Below are 14611 nucleotides of genomic sequence, written 5' to 3' on the forward strand. Positions count from 1 at the left end.
GTGCGCCGCGGATACCGCGATCGCGCCGACGACAGCCTGCTGACCCTGCTCGGCGACCTGCCGGAGCTGGTGCGCAACCTCGTCACCGCCGAGGTCGAGGCCGCCAAGGCATGGGTCAGGCGCACCGCGAAGGACGGGCTGTTCGGCAGCCTGTGGTTCATCATCACGCTGTTCCTGCTGTTCTGGGCCATCCCCGTGCTTCTCGCGTTCGGCATCATCGGCCTGTCTTCGTGGTGGCCGGCATGGGTGGCTGCGCTTGCCGTGTTCGGCTTCCTGCTGCTCGGAGCCGTGATCTTCGCGCTGCTCGGGCTCATGCGCTTCCGCAAGATCGTCAAGCGCAAGAACCCGGCTCAGGCAGTGGCCACCGACGTCCGTCTCGTGAAGGAGGCCGGCAATGACGAATTCTGACCCGCAGCTGAATGCCGCTGACCTGCCGCGCACGGCCGTGGCGTACGGGATCACCGACCCCGTCGAGTCCGCCCGCGCAGAACTCAAGGCCGCACTGGCCGCGATCGAGGTGCGCGGCAACTTCCCGCGCCGCATCGAGAAGGCCTCGCAGCGGGGCATCGTGCAAGCTCGTGCGTTCGCTCACCGCAACCCGGTGGGTGCAGCAGCGGCCGTCGCCGGCGTCGCCGCGGTCGTCGGCGGACTGGTCTGGGCGATCGCCCGCGCAGCATCCCGCTGAGCACCGCTGGCGAGCATCGCCTCGCCGCGGTGCCCGCGAACCGTCTCGCTGAGCGCCCTGACGGCGCCGGTTCGCCCTCCACAGGTTGAAGGGGCACACTGGAATCATGTCCGAAGCGCATGATGACAACCCGTCCGGATTCACCCTGTGGGCCGTATGGCGCCGCAACCCGGACGCCCCCGTCGCCGAGAGCGATGCGACCGAACTCGAGACGATCGTCGGTCACATCGAGGACTCCGGCGTCAGCGTCCGCGGGTTCTACGACGTCAGTGGTCTGAAGGCCGACGCCGACCTCATGGTCTGGCTGCACGGCGACACCGCCGAAGAACTGCAGCGCGCCCTGCGTCGTCTGCGCCGCACCGAGTTGCTGAAGACGCTGCTGCCCGTGTGGAACGTGATGGGCGTGCACCGCGACGCCGAGTTCAACCGCGCCCATGTGCCGGGATTCCTCCGGGGGATCGAGCCCAAGGGATGGCTGTGCCTGTACCCGTTCGTGCGCACCCCGGAGTGGTATCTGATCGATGAGGCGGATCGCCGGCGCATGCTCGCCGATCACGGCCGCAGGGGCGCCGCGTTCACCGGCGTCATCGCCAACACGGTCGCCGCGTTCGCGCTGGGCGACTACGAGTGGCTGCTGCCGCTCGAAGCGGACGACCCGACCGAGCTCGTCGACCTGATGCGCGACCTGCGCTACACCGAGGCGCGCAACTACGTGAAGGAGGAGGTGCCCTTCTACACCGGGCGCCGCCTGCGCTTCGACGAGATCGCCGACGTGCTGCAGTGACCGCTTCGGCATCCGCCCCCATCCGGCTCGGAACGCGGCGCAGCGCGCTCGCGCAGGCACAGTCCGGCCACGTCGCCGATGCGCTCGCCGCGATCTCCGGCCGTCCGGTCGAGCTCGTGCCGATCGTCTCCGAGGGCGACACGAATCGGGCATCCCTGTCGGTGATCGGCGGCACGGGCATCTTCGCCAACCGGCTGCGGGAGGCGCTCGTCGCCGGAGAGTGCGACATCCTCGTTCACTCCCTCAAGGATCTGCCCACCGCGGTCCCGCCCGAGCTCGTCATCGCCGCCACCCCGCCGCGCGAAGACGCCCGTGACGTCGTCATCACTCGCGACGGCACGCCCCTGCACGAGCTCGCTCCGGGCAGCAAGATCGGAACCGGCGCTCCGCGGCGCATCGCACAGGTGCGTCGCCGCGCGCCGCACGCACAGGTCGTCGACATCCGCGGCAACGTCGACTCGCGTCTCGCGCGCGTCGAGTCCGGGGAACTGGACGCTGTGATCCTCGCCGCGGCGGGACTGTCGCGTCTGGGATCCGAGTCGACCCTGCATCGTGAAGAGCTCGGGCTCGCCGAGTGGCCGACCGCACCGGGGCAGGGCTCGCTGGCGGTCGAGACCGTCGCCGACGCGCCCGCGGAACTGCTCGCTGCGCTCGCCCGGCTCGACGACGAGGACACCCGCCTCGCCGTCACCGTCGAGCGCGCGATCCTCGCCGGGCTCGAAGTCGGATGCCAGGCGCCGATGGCCGCGCACGCGGTCGTAACAGGCGACAGCATCCGAGTCCGCGCCGTCGTCTACGAGCCGGGTGGAGGGCGCCGGATCGGACTCGACGTCACCGAGTCCCTGAACCGGGGGTATATTCGACGGAACGGCAGCGGCAACGATGCGGATGCTGCCGATGGTGCAGACCCGATGTGCACAGCCCGTGGCATCGGCGATTCTGCGGCCCATCGGCTGCTCGAACAGGGAGCGGCCGACCTCCTCCCGTGAGAGTGATCTGATGACTGCTTCCGAAACAAAGACGGCCCGGCCGCTGGACGGCTGGCGAGTTCTGGTGCCCCGCGGTGGTCCGTGGGGCGACAGCGTCGCTGCGAGTCTGCGTGCGCAGGGAGCAGTTCCGGTGGTGGCACCGCTGATCAACTTCGCCCCCACCACCGATCAGGAGGCGCTCGATGTCGCCCTCGCCCGGCTGCAGGACGGGCACTACGACTGGCTGACCGTCACCAGCGCGACCACGGTCGACGTCCTCTTCGCGCATCGCGTGGAGATCCCGCGCACCACCAAGATCGCCGCCGTCGGCGAGACCACCGCGGCGGCGCTGCTGGCCGTCGGATACGACGTCACCCTGGTGCCGGAGCTCGACAACTCGGCTGCGGGGATGGCCGAGCAGATGATCGCACTCGAGCCCGAGCCCCGTCGCGTGCTCTCGCTGCGCAGCGAGATCGCCAAGCCGGTGCTGTCGGTCATGCTGAGCGACGCCGGCCACGATGTGGACAGCGTCGTCGCCTACCGCACCGTCGGCGTGCCGGTCACCGATCGGATCCGCCGCGACGTCGAGAACGGCCGCATCAACGCCATCCTGATCACCAGCGGCTCGGTCGCAGGTCAGGTGCGCGAGCAGTTCCCCGAGATCCCGGACTCCACCCTGCTGGCCGCGATCGGCCCGCGGACCGCGAAGGACGCCCGCAAGGCCGGGCTGACGATCGCCGCGGTCGCCGACCGGCAGACGGTGGATGCCCTGATCGACACCGTCTCGCAGTTCACACTGCCGCACGCAGCGGACGAGTTCGCACCGTGAGCCGCTATCCCGATGCCAGACTGCGCCGACTTCGCCAGTCGGCGCCGGTTCGCGAACTGATGCGCGAGACGTCGCTCGAGGCCCGGCAGCTGGTGCTGCCCATGTTCGTGCGCGAGGGCCTCGACGAGCCCTCGCCGATCGGCTCGATGCCCGGCGTGGTGCAGCACTCGCTCGACTCGCTGAAGAAAGCGGCGTCGGATGCTGCCGAAGCCGGCATCGGCGGCGTGATGCTCTTCGGTGTGCCCGCGGTGCGGGACGCCATCGGCTCGGGTGCGGATGACCCCGAGGGCATCCTCAACGTCGCCACGTCGGCCGTCGCCGCGGAGGTGGGCGATGCGCTCGTCGTGCAGACCGACCTGTGCCTGGACGAGTTCACCGACCACGGGCACTGCGGTGTCCTGGCCGACTCGGGGGCCGTCGACAACGACGCCACCCTCGAGCGATACGAGTCGATGGCATTGGCGCAGGCGCGCGCCGGCTCGCAGCTGCTGGGGCTCAGCGGCATGATGGACGGCCAGGTCGCGGCGATCCGCCGGGTGCTGGATGCCGAGGGCTTCACCGACACGCTGATCCTCGCCTACGCCGCCAAGTACGCCAGCGCCTTCTACGGCCCGTTCCGCGAAGCCGTCGACTCACAGCTGCAGGGCGACCGGCGCACCTACCAGATGGATCCGGGCAACCGCCGCGAGGGCGTGCGCGAAGCGCTGTTCGACCAGGACGAGGGCGCCGACATCGTGATGGTCAAGCCCGCGATGGGGTTCCTCGATGTGCTGCGCGAGGTGCGCGACGCGGTTGACGTCCCCGTGTGGGCGTACCAGGTGTCGGGCGAGTACGCGATGGTCGAGGCCGCCGCCGCGAACGGCTGGATCGACCGCCGCGCGGCGATCCTGGAGTCGCTGCTGTCGATCCGCCGGGCGGGTGCCGACGCCGTGCTGACGTACTGGGCGCTCGAGGCCGCCGGCTGGCTGCGCACTCGGTGACGAATCACTGATGGGCGTGGCGGATGCCGGCGCGTCGGACGGGTGACACGCCGACGTGGCCGGCGACCATCAGTGATCCGGCACGCCGGGCTCGAACATAGGCGCGGGATCTACGCTGGTCTGCATGGCCGATCGCAATGACTCCCTGTTCGACGCCGCCCGTGCGGTGATTCCCGGTGGCGTGAACTCGCCGGTGCGCGCGTACGGCTCGGTGGGCGGGACGCCGCGATTCCTGGCATCCGCTTCCGGCGCGACGGTGACGGATGCCACGGGCCGCAGCTACCTCGACCTCGTCGCCTCTTGGGGGCCGGCGCTGCTGGGTCACGCGCATCCCGAGGTCGTGCAGGCCGTGCAGGAGGCCGCGATGCGCGGTCTGTCGTTCGGCGCCCCGACGGAAGGCGAGGTCGAACTCGCCCAGGTGATCGCCGATCGGGTCCGCCACGGTGACGTGCGCCCGGTCGAGCGGGTGCGACTGGTCTCCACGGGCACCGAGGCGACGATGACCGCGATCCGCCTGGCGCGCGGCGCCACCGGACGCGACCTGCTCGTGAAGTTCGCCGGCCACTACCACGGCCACTCCGACGGGCTGCTGGCCGCCGCGGGATCAGGTGTCGCGACGCTCGCCCTGCCCGGCTCCGCCGGCGTGCCGGCGCCGATCGCCGCGCAGACGCTGGTGATCGACTACAACGATCCGGATGCCCTCGCCGCGGTGTTCGCCGAACACGGCGACCGCATCGCCGCGGTGATCGTCGAGGCCGCGTCGGCGAACATGGGTGTCGTCGCTCCCCTTCCCGATTTCAACCGGCTCATCGCCGAGACCGCTCACGCGCACGGCGCGCTGATGATCCTCGACGAGGTGCTCACCGGATTCCGCGTGCATCCCGCCGGATTCTGGGGCTTGCAGCAGCAGGACGGCGAGCACTACCAGCCTGACATCTTCACGTTCGGCAAGGTCGTCGGCGGTGGGATGCCTCTGGCCGCGCTCGGCGGCCGCGCCGAGATCATGGACCTGCTCGCCCCGGTCGGCCCGGTGTACCAGGCGGGGACGCTCTCGGGCAATCCGCTCTCGGTCGCCGCGGGCCTCGCCACTCTGCGCCTGGCGACGGATGACGTGTACGCCCGCATCGATGCGGCGGCCGATCGCCTGGCATCCGCTCTCGACGCCGCGCTGACCGGTGCCGGCGTCGTGCACGCCGTGCCGCGCGCAGGCAACCTGTTCGGCGTCGCCTTCGCCGCCGACGCGCCGCGCGACTACGCACAGGCCCAGGCGCAGGAGGCGTTCCGCTACGCGCCGTTCTTCCACGCGATGCGCGAGCAGGGCGTGGCGCTGCCGCCGAGCGTGTTCGAAGCATGGTTCCTCACGGCCGCACACGGCGACGAGGAGCTCGCTGCGATCGAGGCCGCACTGCCGGCTGCCGCGGCCGCTTCTGCCGCCGGCTGATCTTCGTCCCGGCCGCCACAACTCCGGAAGAGCCGCAGCGAAGCTGTCCGGTCGACGGCTTGCGCGCTCCGGGCGGGTGTTTCTCCGGAGTTGTGGCGCGCGCGGGCCGGTGGGCCGGGATTGTTGCGGTCCTGTGAGCAAGTCGCAGTGATCTTGCAGGGCGGCGCTGGCAGACTGGGGGCATGGTGACGTTGCTCTTGGATCAGACACGACTCGAGGTCGTCCTGTCACCGATTGAGCGCGCGTCGACCTTTCACCGTGACAACCTGCGGATCGAGCGCGAGCACATCACGAAGGTGCAGCTGACCCAGGATGCCTGGACCTGGCTGCGCGGTGTGCCCGGCCCCGGCACCTACATCCCCGGGATCCTCGCCGCCGGCACCTGGAAGGGTGCAGGCACGACCGACTTCGTGCTCATCCGCCGCCGTCGCCCGAGCGTCGTGATCGATCTCGACGGCGATGAGCAGTACCAGCGGCTGATCCTCACGACTCGGCACGGCCTGGCGCTCACCCAGGCATTGCGTCTGGATGTCTCCGAGCACCCGGAGGACGTCGTGGACATCGCATCGACGGCGCCCGTTCCGACGCCGAAGCCTCGTCAGCGTCCCGTGATCCGGCCGCGCCCGGCCTGATCGCTCAGTCCGCGGCGCGCGGCGTCAACCGTGGTGGTGGTTGTTCTCGTCGTGGTGCTCGTCCCCATGGTTTTCACCCTCGGGAGACTGCTGCTCGCCCTCGGGGGAGTGCGCGCCGTCGTGGTGCTCCCCTTCGGATGCGGCCTCAGTGGTGGGCTCGGCCGCAGCATCCTCGGCTGAGGCAGCGCCATACGAGATGCTCGGACTGTACGGGTATTCGGGCGCCGGACCCTCGAAGAAGCGGCTCGCAGCCGATGACAGGGAGGTGCGCATGGCGGCGAGACGCGGGTCGTGCTCGGCATCGTCGACCGAGGAATCCTCCTCGTCCTCGTCGCGCGGGCTGATCGACGGAATGGGGATGGCCGCGGTAGCGGGCACCTCCGCCTCGTCGTCGCCGGAGGGCAGGCCCGTGATCAGTCCCGTGAACGTGATGTCGCTGCTGGCTGCCGGGATCGAGACCGCCTGGGTAGCGAGCGGCAGGACGTCGGGACGAGAATCGTCGCCCTCATCGGATGCCCGATCCGCGCCTGCATCTGCAGCGTCGAGCTCCTCCCGCGCTTCCGCAACCTCTGCCCGTGCAGATCCCGTCTCATCCTCGGCCTGCGCAGCACCCTCCGCAGAGCCGGCCTCGCCGGCATCCGAAGCCTCGCCGGCATCCGCCTCAGCACTCGCAGCCTCAGCATCCGGCGCCTCAGCATCCGGCGCCTCGGACTCCGGCGCCTCGGACTCCGGCGCCTCCGCATCCGACTCCTCAGCGCTCTCAGCGCTCGGCGGGATGTCGATCGGCGACGTGCCATAGCCGACACCCGCCGCGGCGACGACGCCGCCGTCAGCGACCACCGCGGCCGCTCCGGCCAGCGGAAGCCCACCGGCGACGAGCGCGGCATCGGCCGTGCTGCCAGTGGCCGCGTCGCTCTCGGCCGCGTGCGCGACAGGGTTCGCGACCTTGCTCAGGTTCGGGCTGTCGGATCGCCGACCGTAGACGAGGTCGAGGAAGACCTCCTCGAGGCTGGGGCCGCGCTGCTGCAGCGTGGTCAACGCGATGCCCGCCTCGGCGGCGACGGCGCCGACGCGTGCGGCGTCCGAATCGCGCACCGTCACGCCAGAGCGCAGCAGATCGTACGACAGTCCCGCCGCCGTCAGCGCGGCGACCAGGGCGATGCGGTCATCGGCATCGACGATCACCGCTCCACCGGCAGGGTCTGCGAGTTCGTCGATGCCGCCGGAGTACACGGCGCGCCCGCGCGAGAGCACGACGACGTTGTCCGCGACCTGCTCGATCTCGCTGAGCACGTGCGACGAGACCAGCACGGTGCGTCCCTCGTCGGCCAGCCGGCGCATCAGCAGGCGCATCCAGCGGATGCCCTCGGGATCGAGGCCATTCGCGGGCTCGTCGAGCACGAGCACGCCGGGGTCGCCGAGAAGCGCGTTCGCGACGGCGAGGCGCTGGCGCATGCCGAGCGAGTAACTGCCCAGACGGGTGTCGGCGTCGTCCTGCAGCCCGACCAGGTGCAGCACCTCGTCGACCCGTTCGGCGGGGATGCCGTTGGCCTTCGCCGCGATCGTGAGGTGGCGTGCCGCGCTGCGGCGCGGGCGGTAGGCCGACTCCTCGAGCACGGCGCCGACCGTGCGCAGCGGCTGGCGCAGTTCGGAATACGGCGAGCCGCCGATCGTCGCGGTCCCGGAAGTCGGCCGGATCTGCCCGAGCAGGATCCGCAGTGACGTCGTCTTGCCGGCGCCGTTCGGCCCGAGAAAACCCGTCACGGCTCCGGGCTCGACGCGCACGGAGAGATCGGATACCGCGGTCACGGCGCCGAAGCTCTTCGTGACCCGGGTGAACTCGAGCACCTGTCCATCGGGCATGGTGACCTCCCCTGTTGTCTGGCAGTTCCTCCTATCTTCTCGGAAAACCCTCAGAATGCCCGGCTTACCTGCCGAAAACGCCCATCCTGGCACCCAGATCGGGGCGAATCGCGAAGCAGAGTAGCCTGGCGATCGTGACCGACGTCGAAGAAGCCACCGTCCTGGTGCACACCGAGAACTCGCTCGGATGCATCACCCTGAACCGCCCGCGTGCCATCAACGCCCTCGATCTGGGCATGATCGAGCAGATCACCGCGGCGCTGACCGCGTGGGTGCACGACAGCGACGTGCAGACCGTGCTGATCGACGGTGCGGGGGAGCGCGGACTGTGTGCAGGCGGCGACGTGCGGGCGCTGTACGACCAGATCACGGCCGGGAAGGCGGAGCGCACGGCGGACTTCTTCCGCGCCGAGTACGCGATGAACGCGCTGATCGCCGAGTACCCGAAACCGATCGTCGTGTTCGCAGACGGCATCACCATGGGCGGCGGCATCGGACTGGCCGGGCACGCCGCGGTGCGCATCGTCACCGAGCGCTCGCGCCTCGCCATGCCCGAGACGCGCATCGGCTTCACGCCGGATGTCGGCGGCACCTGGCTGCTCGGCCGCGCTCCGGGGCGCCTGGGGGAGTACTTCGGCCTCACCGGTCAGAGCATGAGCGGAGCGGATGCCGTGTACCTCGGCTTCGCCGACCATTTCGTCCCGTCCGAGAACCTGGGCTCTCTGCGCGAGGCGCTCGCGTACCGGGCCGATCCCGGCACGCCGAACGAGATGACGCTGCTGTTCGATGAGACGCCCGAGCCTTCCGAACTGCCCGCAGCGCGGGCGTGGATCGACGAGGCGTTCTCGGCCGACACCGTCGGTGAGATCGCGCAGCGGCTGCGCGAATCGGATGCCCCGGACGCGGCATCCGCCCTGGCGACGCTCGAGGAGCTGGCGCCGACCGCGCTCGCGGTGACGCTGGACGCCGTGCGCGAAGCACGGCGGATGAGCGGCGTGCGCGAAGCCCTGGAGGGCGAGTACCGCCGGGTGATGTGGTTCGCGCACAACCATCAGGACCTGCCCGAGGGCATCCGCGCGCAGCTGGTCGACAAGGACCGCCAGCCCAAGTGGCAGCCGGCCACGATCGCGGAGCTGCCGGACGACGCCGGCCGCCCCGCTCGCGAGTATGTGCCCGAGACGCCGCTGTTCTGATCCTCAGACTGAGGCGATGAGCTCCCGCAGACGCGCGACGTGTGCGGCCGGCTGGCGCTCGCGCGCGTAGGCGAGGGCGCCCGCGCGCGGGGCGTCCAGCAGGGATCGGTCGGCCTCCAGACGCATGATCAGATCGGCCAGGCCCGCGGCATCCGGTGTTGCGGTGCCGAGAGCGGCGTCGCCGAACTCCGTCGCCAGCACGGGATCGCTGACGATGACCGAACGCCCGTGCGCGAACGCCTCCAGCGCGACCATCGGCTGATTGTCGAAGCCCAGCGAGGTGATGAGCGCGGCGTCCGCGGCATCCATCAGCTCGCCCACGCGCTCACCCGGCACCGGGCCGTGGAACGTCACCGCCTCGACGGGGCGGTGCGTGCCTCCGGCGACGTCGAGATGCACGCGATCCGCGCCGAGCCGGTCGACGACGAGACGCATCGCATCGAGGGCGACCTCGATGCGCTTCTCGGGAGCGAAGCGCGCGACCCACAGCAGCCGCAGCGGTTCTTCGGCGGGCAGAGCGGATGCTGCGCGCAGCGGCTGCGCCACGTTGGAGAAGGCCTCGACGCGTCCGGCGCCGGCGGCGCGCAGCGCCTCGGCCTGGTGCTTGGACGGCGACAGCACGATGTCGGCGCGCTGCGCGACGCGCAGGGTCATCGTGCGCAGCGCGTTGTTCAGCGGATGGCTGCCCGTGAAGCGGTCGCCGCCTCGGATGCCCGTGAGCGCGCCGTGCACGCGGGAGACGACCGGGGCGAACGGCGCCAGCGCCGCCGGGGCTCGCCAGAAGAAGGTGTGCACGGTGTGCAGGGAGGGGATGCCGAGGCGCCGTGCGACCGAGATCGCCGCGGAGGCCAGGGCGAACTCCGAATGCACGATCACCGCGTCGATGTCGTGTCGTCGGATCGTCGCGGCGACCAGCGGCTCGAGGTCCCGGGCGCGTCCGAGCAGCGGCAGATCGAGCACCGGGATGTTCCCTCGTCGGGGCGGCGCGATGGTGATCATCGGGAGTTCGGGGGAGCGCACGTCGGCATCGGGAGCCAGCACCACGACGCGCACGCCCTCACTCGCCAGCGCCTCCGCCTGGCGCAGGAAGGCGGTCTGGGCGCCACCGAGATAGCGCAGCGAGTAGTCGCACACCATCAGCACCGCGGGTGCGTCCTTCTCGTCGTCGCGCATGTGTTCCCTTCGACTCGCTCTCGCTCCAGCGAGTCTATTCGGGGGTTTCGCTGTCAGCGAAGGTCATCCCTGAGGGGGATACGAATGTCGGCAGTTCGTGGCACGCTATCGTGTGGCCTTTTTCGGCCGCATCCGATCCCAAGGAAGTCCACCTGTGCTGGGAAAAATCCTTTACCGCTACCTCACCAGATACTGGTGGCTGCTGCTGATCATCGTCGTGCTGCAGTTCGCCAGTGTGATGGCATCCCTCAACCTGCCTGAGATCAACGCAGACATCATCAACAACGGCGTCGCGAAGGCCGACATCGGCTACATCTGGAGCCGTGGCGCCTTCATGCTGATCGTCTCGCTCGGTCAGATCCTCGCCTCGATCGTCGCGACGCTCTTCGCGGCGCGCATGGCGATGGCCGCAGGCCGCGACATCCGCGCCGACGTGTTCGCGCGCGTCAGCGGCTTCTCCGAGCGCGAGGTGTCGCAGTTCGGCGCCGGATCGCTGATCACCCGCAACACGAACGACGTGCAGCAGGTGCAGATGCTCGCCATGATGGGCGCGACGATGTTCGTCACCGCTCCGCTGCTGGCCATCGGCGGCATCATCAAGGCCGTGCAGACCGACGTCGGCCTCAGCTGGCTGATCGCCGTGTCGGTTCCGCTGCTGCTGCTCATCGCCGTGCTCATCATCGCCCGCATGGTGCCGCTGTTCCGCGCCAATCAGCGCAAGCTCGACGCCGTCAACCGGATCATGCGCGAGCAGCTCACCGGCGTGCGCGTCGTGCGCGCCTTCGTGCGCGAGCGCATCGAGGAGCGCCGGTTCCGCGAGGTGAACACCGACCTCATGGTGCTCGGCCGCAACATCGGCTCGCTGTTCGTGCTGATGTTCCCGCTGTTCATGCTGGTGCTCAATGTCACCGTCGTCGCGGTCGTCTGGTTCGGGGGTGTCGAGATCAACGACGGCAACGCCGAGATCGGCACGATCTTCGCGTTCATGCAGTACATCGGCCAGATCATGATGGGCGTCATCATGTCCAGCTTCATGGCCATGATGATCCCGCGCGCGGCCGTCTCGGCAGAGCGCGTCGGCGAGGTGCTCGACGCCGAGTCGTCGATGACCCGCCCTGAGAGCGGTGTGACCGAGTTCCCGGCTCCCGGAGCCGTGGCGTTCGACGACGTCGAGTTCACCTACCCAGGGGCCGAGGCCCCGGTGCTCTCCGGCATCAGCTTCCGCGCCGAGCCCGGCGAGACTGTCGCCATCATCGGCTCGACCGGATCCGGCAAGACGACGCTCGTCTCGCTCATCCCCCGGCTGTTCGACGTCACCGGCGGCTCGGTCTCCGTCGGCGGCGTCGACGTGCGCGAGGCCGACCTCGACACCCTGTGGAAGGGCATCGGCCTCGTGCCGCAGCGCCCGTTCCTGTTCACCGGCACGGTGGCATCCAACCTCCGCTACGGCCGCGAGGACGCCACGGACGAAGAGCTGTGGGCTGCCCTCGAGATCGCGCAGGGGCGCGACTTCGTCGAGGAGATGCCCGAGGGTCTGCAGTCGCGCATCTCGCAGGGCGGCACCAACGTCTCCGGCGGGCAGCGTCAGCGCCTCGCGATCGCTCGCGCGATCGTGCACCAGCCGAAGATCCTCGTGTTCGACGATTCGTTCTCGGCTCTCGACCTGACGACGGATGCCCGATTGCGCCAGGCACTGTGGCGCAAGCTGCCGGACGTGACCAAGATCGTCGTCGCGCAGCGCGTGTCGACCATCACGGATGCCGACCGGATCGTCGTGCTCGAAGACGGCGCCGTCGTCGGCGTCGGCACGCACGACGAGCTGCTCGCCACGAGTGAGACGTACAAGGAGATCGTGGTCTCGCAGCTGGGGGTGGACGCATGAGCGACTCGAAGACTCAGGTCGAGCTGACCGCCGCAGAGAAGGAAGAGGCCGAACTGGCCGAGAAGGCCCGCCTGGAGGGCGGGGGCATGTTCGACGGCCCCGCACCCGGCAAGGCCGATCACTTCGGGCCGAGCTTCCGGCGCATGATCGGATTGCTGCGCCCGTCGGCGGCGTGGTTCGTGCTCGTGTCGATCTTCGGCGCGATCGGCGTCGTGCTCACTGTGGCCGCGCCGAAGATCCTCGGTGAGGCGACGAACATCGTCTACGAGGGCTTCATCTCGAAGGTCCTCGGCGACAACGGGTTCCCTTCCGGCATGAGCCAGGAGCAGGTCGTCGAGGCGCTGCGCCAGAACGATCAGGGCACCTTCGCCGACATGGTCGCCGCCATGGACAACTTCTCGGTCGGCGACGGCGTCGACTTCGAGCGACTGCGCTGGATCATCATGGCGGTGCTCGCCATCTACGTCGTGGCCTCGGTGCTCAGCTGGCTGCAGGGCTACGTGATCAATGTGATCATGGTCCGCACCATGTGGCGCCTGCGCGAAGACGTCGAGGCGAAGATCAACCGCCTGCCGCTGTCGTACTTCGACAAGGTGCAGCGCGGCGAGCTGATCTCGCGCGTGACGAACGACATCGACAACATCACGCAGACCATGCAGCAGTCGCTGTCGGGAGCGCTGACCTCGGTGCTCACCGTCATCGGCGTGCTGATCATGATGTTCTCCATCTCGTGGCAGCTCGCGCTGGTGGCGCTCGTGTCGCTGCCGCTGATGGCCGTGATCTTCGGCATCATCGGGCCGCGCTCGCAGAAGGCGTTCGGCATCCAGTGGCGCAAGGTTGGCCGGCTCAACGCACGCGTCGAGGAGGCCTTCTCGGGTCACGCGCTCGTCAAGGTGTTCGGTCGCGAGCAGGACGCTCTCGACAGCTTCCAGGTCGAGAACGAAGAGCTGTTCCAGGCGAGCTTCAAGGCGCAGTTCCTGTCGGGCATCATCATGCCCGCCATGACCTTCGTCGGAAATCTCACCTACGTGGGCATCGCGGTGCTCGGCGGTCTCATGGTCGCCAGCGGCAACCTGCGTCTCGGCGACGTGCAGGCGTTCATCCAGTACTCGCAGCAGTTCAGCCAGCCGCTCAGCGAGCTCGGCGGCATGGCCGCGGTCGTGCAGTCGGGCACCGCCTCGGCCGAGCGCGTGTTCGACTTCCTTGATGCCGAGGAGCAGGAGCCCGACGACGAGGACGCCCCGACGGTCGACGGTGGCCGAGGCGTGATCGAGTTCGAGCACGTCGCGTTCTCGTACAGCGAGGACCGGCCGCTGATCAAGGATCTGTCGTTCCGGGTCGAGCCGGGCCAGACCGTCGCGATCGTCGGTCCGACCGGTGCGGGCAAGACGACACTGGTCAACCTGATCATGCGGTTCTACGAGCTGGACTCGGGGCGCATCCTGCTCGACGGGCAGGACATCGCCGAGATGGCACGCGACGACCTGCGCCGCCGCACAGGCATGGTGCTGCAGGACCCGTGGCTGTTCGGCGGCACCATCCGCGAGAACATCCGGTACGGTAACGACTCGGCAACCGACGAGCAGATCGTCGCGGCCGCGGCCGCGACGTATGTCGACCGCTTCGTCCACTCGCTGCCCGAGGGGTACGAGACCGTGCTCGACGAGGACGCGTCCAACGTGTCAGCCGGTGAGCGCCAGCTCATCACGATCGCCCGCGCGTTCGTGGCACGGCCGTCGATCCTCATCCTCGACGAGGCGACCAGCGCTGTCGACACCCGCACCGAGCTGCTGCTGCAGCAGGCGATGGCGGCGCTGCGCGAGGGACGGACCTCGTTCGTGATCGCGCACCGTCTGTCGACGATCCGCGACGCCGACCTCATCCTGGTGATGGAGCACGGCGACATCGTCGAGCAGGGTGATCACGACGAGCTGATCGCCAAGCAGGGAGCGTACTGGCGGCTCTACCAGTCGCAGTTCGAGCAGGCGGCGACCGACATCGACGCCGAGGAGGCGCTCACCGGCTCCACCCCCGTCGTGGTCACCGGCGAGGCCGAGGACGTCGAGGCGATCGCCGAGGCGCCGGACGCCATGCAGCTGGCCGAAGCCGTGAAGGACGCCGAGTCGTCGGCATCCGACCCGCGCCGCGACTGACGCATCGACGCCTCCGCCGAGTAGCAGA

The 14611-nt window shown here is 69.6% G+C and carries 13 protein-coding genes; 11 read left to right on the top strand and 2 right to left on the bottom strand.

Annotated features, from left to right (window positions below):
- From ACQUSX_RS11210 to ACQUSX_RS11245, 8 genes are all read left to right on the top strand, one after another.
- Positions 1 to 408 carry a phage holin family protein gene (locus ACQUSX_RS11210; protein WP_428906995.1) on the top strand — a complete coding sequence of 136 codons (408 nt, stop codon included), beginning with the start codon at positions 1 to 3 and terminating at the stop codon, positions 406 to 408.
- Positions 395 to 685 (top strand): hypothetical protein, encoded by a 291-nt coding sequence (locus tag ACQUSX_RS11215; protein WP_428906996.1) that lies wholly within the window; start codon positions 395 to 397, stop codon positions 683 to 685. Before ACQUSX_RS11210 ends, ACQUSX_RS11215 begins: the two co-directional genes overlap by 14 nt.
- Positions 686 to 791: 106 nt before the next feature.
- Positions 792 to 1469 carry a hydrogen peroxide-dependent heme synthase gene (gene hemQ / locus ACQUSX_RS11220; protein ID WP_428906997.1) on the top strand — a complete coding sequence of 226 codons (678 nt, stop codon included), beginning with the start codon at positions 792 to 794 and terminating at the stop codon, positions 1467 to 1469.
- Positions 1466 to 2458 carry a hydroxymethylbilane synthase gene (gene hemC, locus ACQUSX_RS11225; RefSeq protein WP_428906998.1) on the top strand — a complete coding sequence of 331 codons (993 nt, stop codon included), beginning with the start codon at positions 1466 to 1468 and terminating at the stop codon, positions 2456 to 2458. The genes hemQ and hemC overlap by 4 nt, the downstream gene beginning before the upstream one ends.
- A 10-nt stretch (positions 2459 to 2468) precedes the next feature.
- Complete coding sequence (locus tag ACQUSX_RS11230; RefSeq protein WP_428906999.1) at positions 2469 to 3266, top strand: uroporphyrinogen-III synthase; 798 nt, start codon at positions 2469 to 2471, stop codon at positions 3264 to 3266.
- A complete protein-coding gene (gene hemB, locus ACQUSX_RS11235) occupies positions 3263 to 4246 on the top strand; it encodes a porphobilinogen synthase (protein ID WP_428907000.1) in 984 nt (327 codons plus the stop codon). The genes ACQUSX_RS11230 and hemB overlap by 4 nt, the downstream gene beginning before the upstream one ends.
- A 124-nt stretch (positions 4247 to 4370) precedes the next feature.
- Positions 4371 to 5687, top strand: a complete 1317-nt coding sequence (gene hemL, locus ACQUSX_RS11240) for a glutamate-1-semialdehyde 2,1-aminomutase (RefSeq protein WP_428907001.1) — start codon at positions 4371 to 4373, stop codon at positions 5685 to 5687.
- A 182-nt stretch (positions 5688 to 5869) separates the two neighbouring features.
- Positions 5870 to 6319 carry a hypothetical protein gene (locus ACQUSX_RS11245; protein ID WP_428907002.1) on the top strand — a complete coding sequence of 150 codons (450 nt, stop codon included), beginning with the start codon at positions 5870 to 5872 and terminating at the stop codon, positions 6317 to 6319.
- Between the two features lie 24 nt (positions 6320 to 6343).
- Here the strand turns inward: ACQUSX_RS11245 and ACQUSX_RS11250 are convergent, their stop codons facing one another.
- Positions 6344 to 8182 carry an ABC transporter ATP-binding protein gene (locus ACQUSX_RS11250; RefSeq protein ID WP_428907003.1) on the bottom strand — a complete coding sequence of 613 codons (1839 nt, stop codon included), beginning with the start codon at positions 8180 to 8182 and terminating at the stop codon, positions 6344 to 6346.
- 134 nt (positions 8183 to 8316) lie between these two features.
- Between ACQUSX_RS11250 and ACQUSX_RS11255 the strand changes: the two genes are divergently transcribed.
- Positions 8317 to 9375, top strand: a complete 1059-nt coding sequence (locus tag ACQUSX_RS11255; RefSeq protein WP_428907004.1) for an enoyl-CoA hydratase/isomerase family protein — start codon at positions 8317 to 8319, stop codon at positions 9373 to 9375.
- Positions 9376 to 9378: 3 nt separating this feature from the next.
- Here ACQUSX_RS11255 and ACQUSX_RS11260 read toward each other — a convergent pair whose 3' ends face one another.
- Positions 9379 to 10548, bottom strand: a complete 1170-nt coding sequence (locus ACQUSX_RS11260; protein ID WP_428907005.1) for a glycosyltransferase family 4 protein — start codon at positions 10546 to 10548, stop codon at positions 9379 to 9381.
- Between the two features lie 154 nt (positions 10549 to 10702).
- On the opposite strand from ACQUSX_RS11260, the gene ACQUSX_RS11265 reads away from it, so the two are divergent.
- Positions 10703 to 12430: an ABC transporter ATP-binding protein gene (locus ACQUSX_RS11265; RefSeq protein ID WP_428907006.1), complete on the top strand. Its 1728-nt coding sequence runs from the start codon at positions 10703 to 10705 to the stop codon at positions 12428 to 12430.
- Positions 12427 to 14583, top strand: coding sequence for an ABC transporter ATP-binding protein (locus ACQUSX_RS11270; RefSeq protein ID WP_428907007.1), 2157 nt, complete (start codon positions 12427 to 12429; stop codon positions 14581 to 14583). Before ACQUSX_RS11265 ends, ACQUSX_RS11270 begins: the two co-directional genes overlap by 4 nt.
- The last annotated feature ends 28 nt before the right edge of the window (positions 14584 to 14611 follow it).

Source organism: Microbacterium alcoholitolerans, from assembly GCF_050408615.1.
Classification (GTDB): Bacteria; Actinomycetota; Actinomycetes; order Actinomycetales; family Microbacteriaceae; genus Microbacterium.

Coding starts and splice junctions, on each gene's coding strand:
- ACQUSX_RS11215 (WP_428906996.1), top strand. CDS start 395: ATGACGAATTCTGACCCGCAGCTGAATGCCGCTGACCTGCCGCGCACG.
- hemQ (WP_428906997.1), top strand. CDS start 792: ATGTCCGAAGCGCATGATGACAACCCGTCCGGATTCACCCTGTGGGCC.
- ACQUSX_RS11230 (WP_428906999.1), top strand. CDS start 2,469: ATGACTGCTTCCGAAACAAAGACGGCCCGGCCGCTGGACGGCTGGCGA.
- hemL (WP_428907001.1), top strand. CDS start 4,371: ATGGCCGATCGCAATGACTCCCTGTTCGACGCCGCCCGTGCGGTGATT.
- ACQUSX_RS11245 (WP_428907002.1), top strand. CDS start 5,870: ATGGTGACGTTGCTCTTGGATCAGACACGACTCGAGGTCGTCCTGTCA.
- ACQUSX_RS11250 (WP_428907003.1), bottom strand. CDS start 8,182: ATGCCCGATGGACAGGTGCTCGAGTTCACCCGGGTCACGAAGAGCTTC.
- ACQUSX_RS11260 (WP_428907005.1), bottom strand. CDS start 10,548: ATGCGCGACGACGAGAAGGACGCACCCGCGGTGCTGATGGTGTGCGAC.
- ACQUSX_RS11270 (WP_428907007.1), top strand. CDS start 12,427: ATGAGCGACTCGAAGACTCAGGTCGAGCTGACCGCCGCAGAGAAGGAA.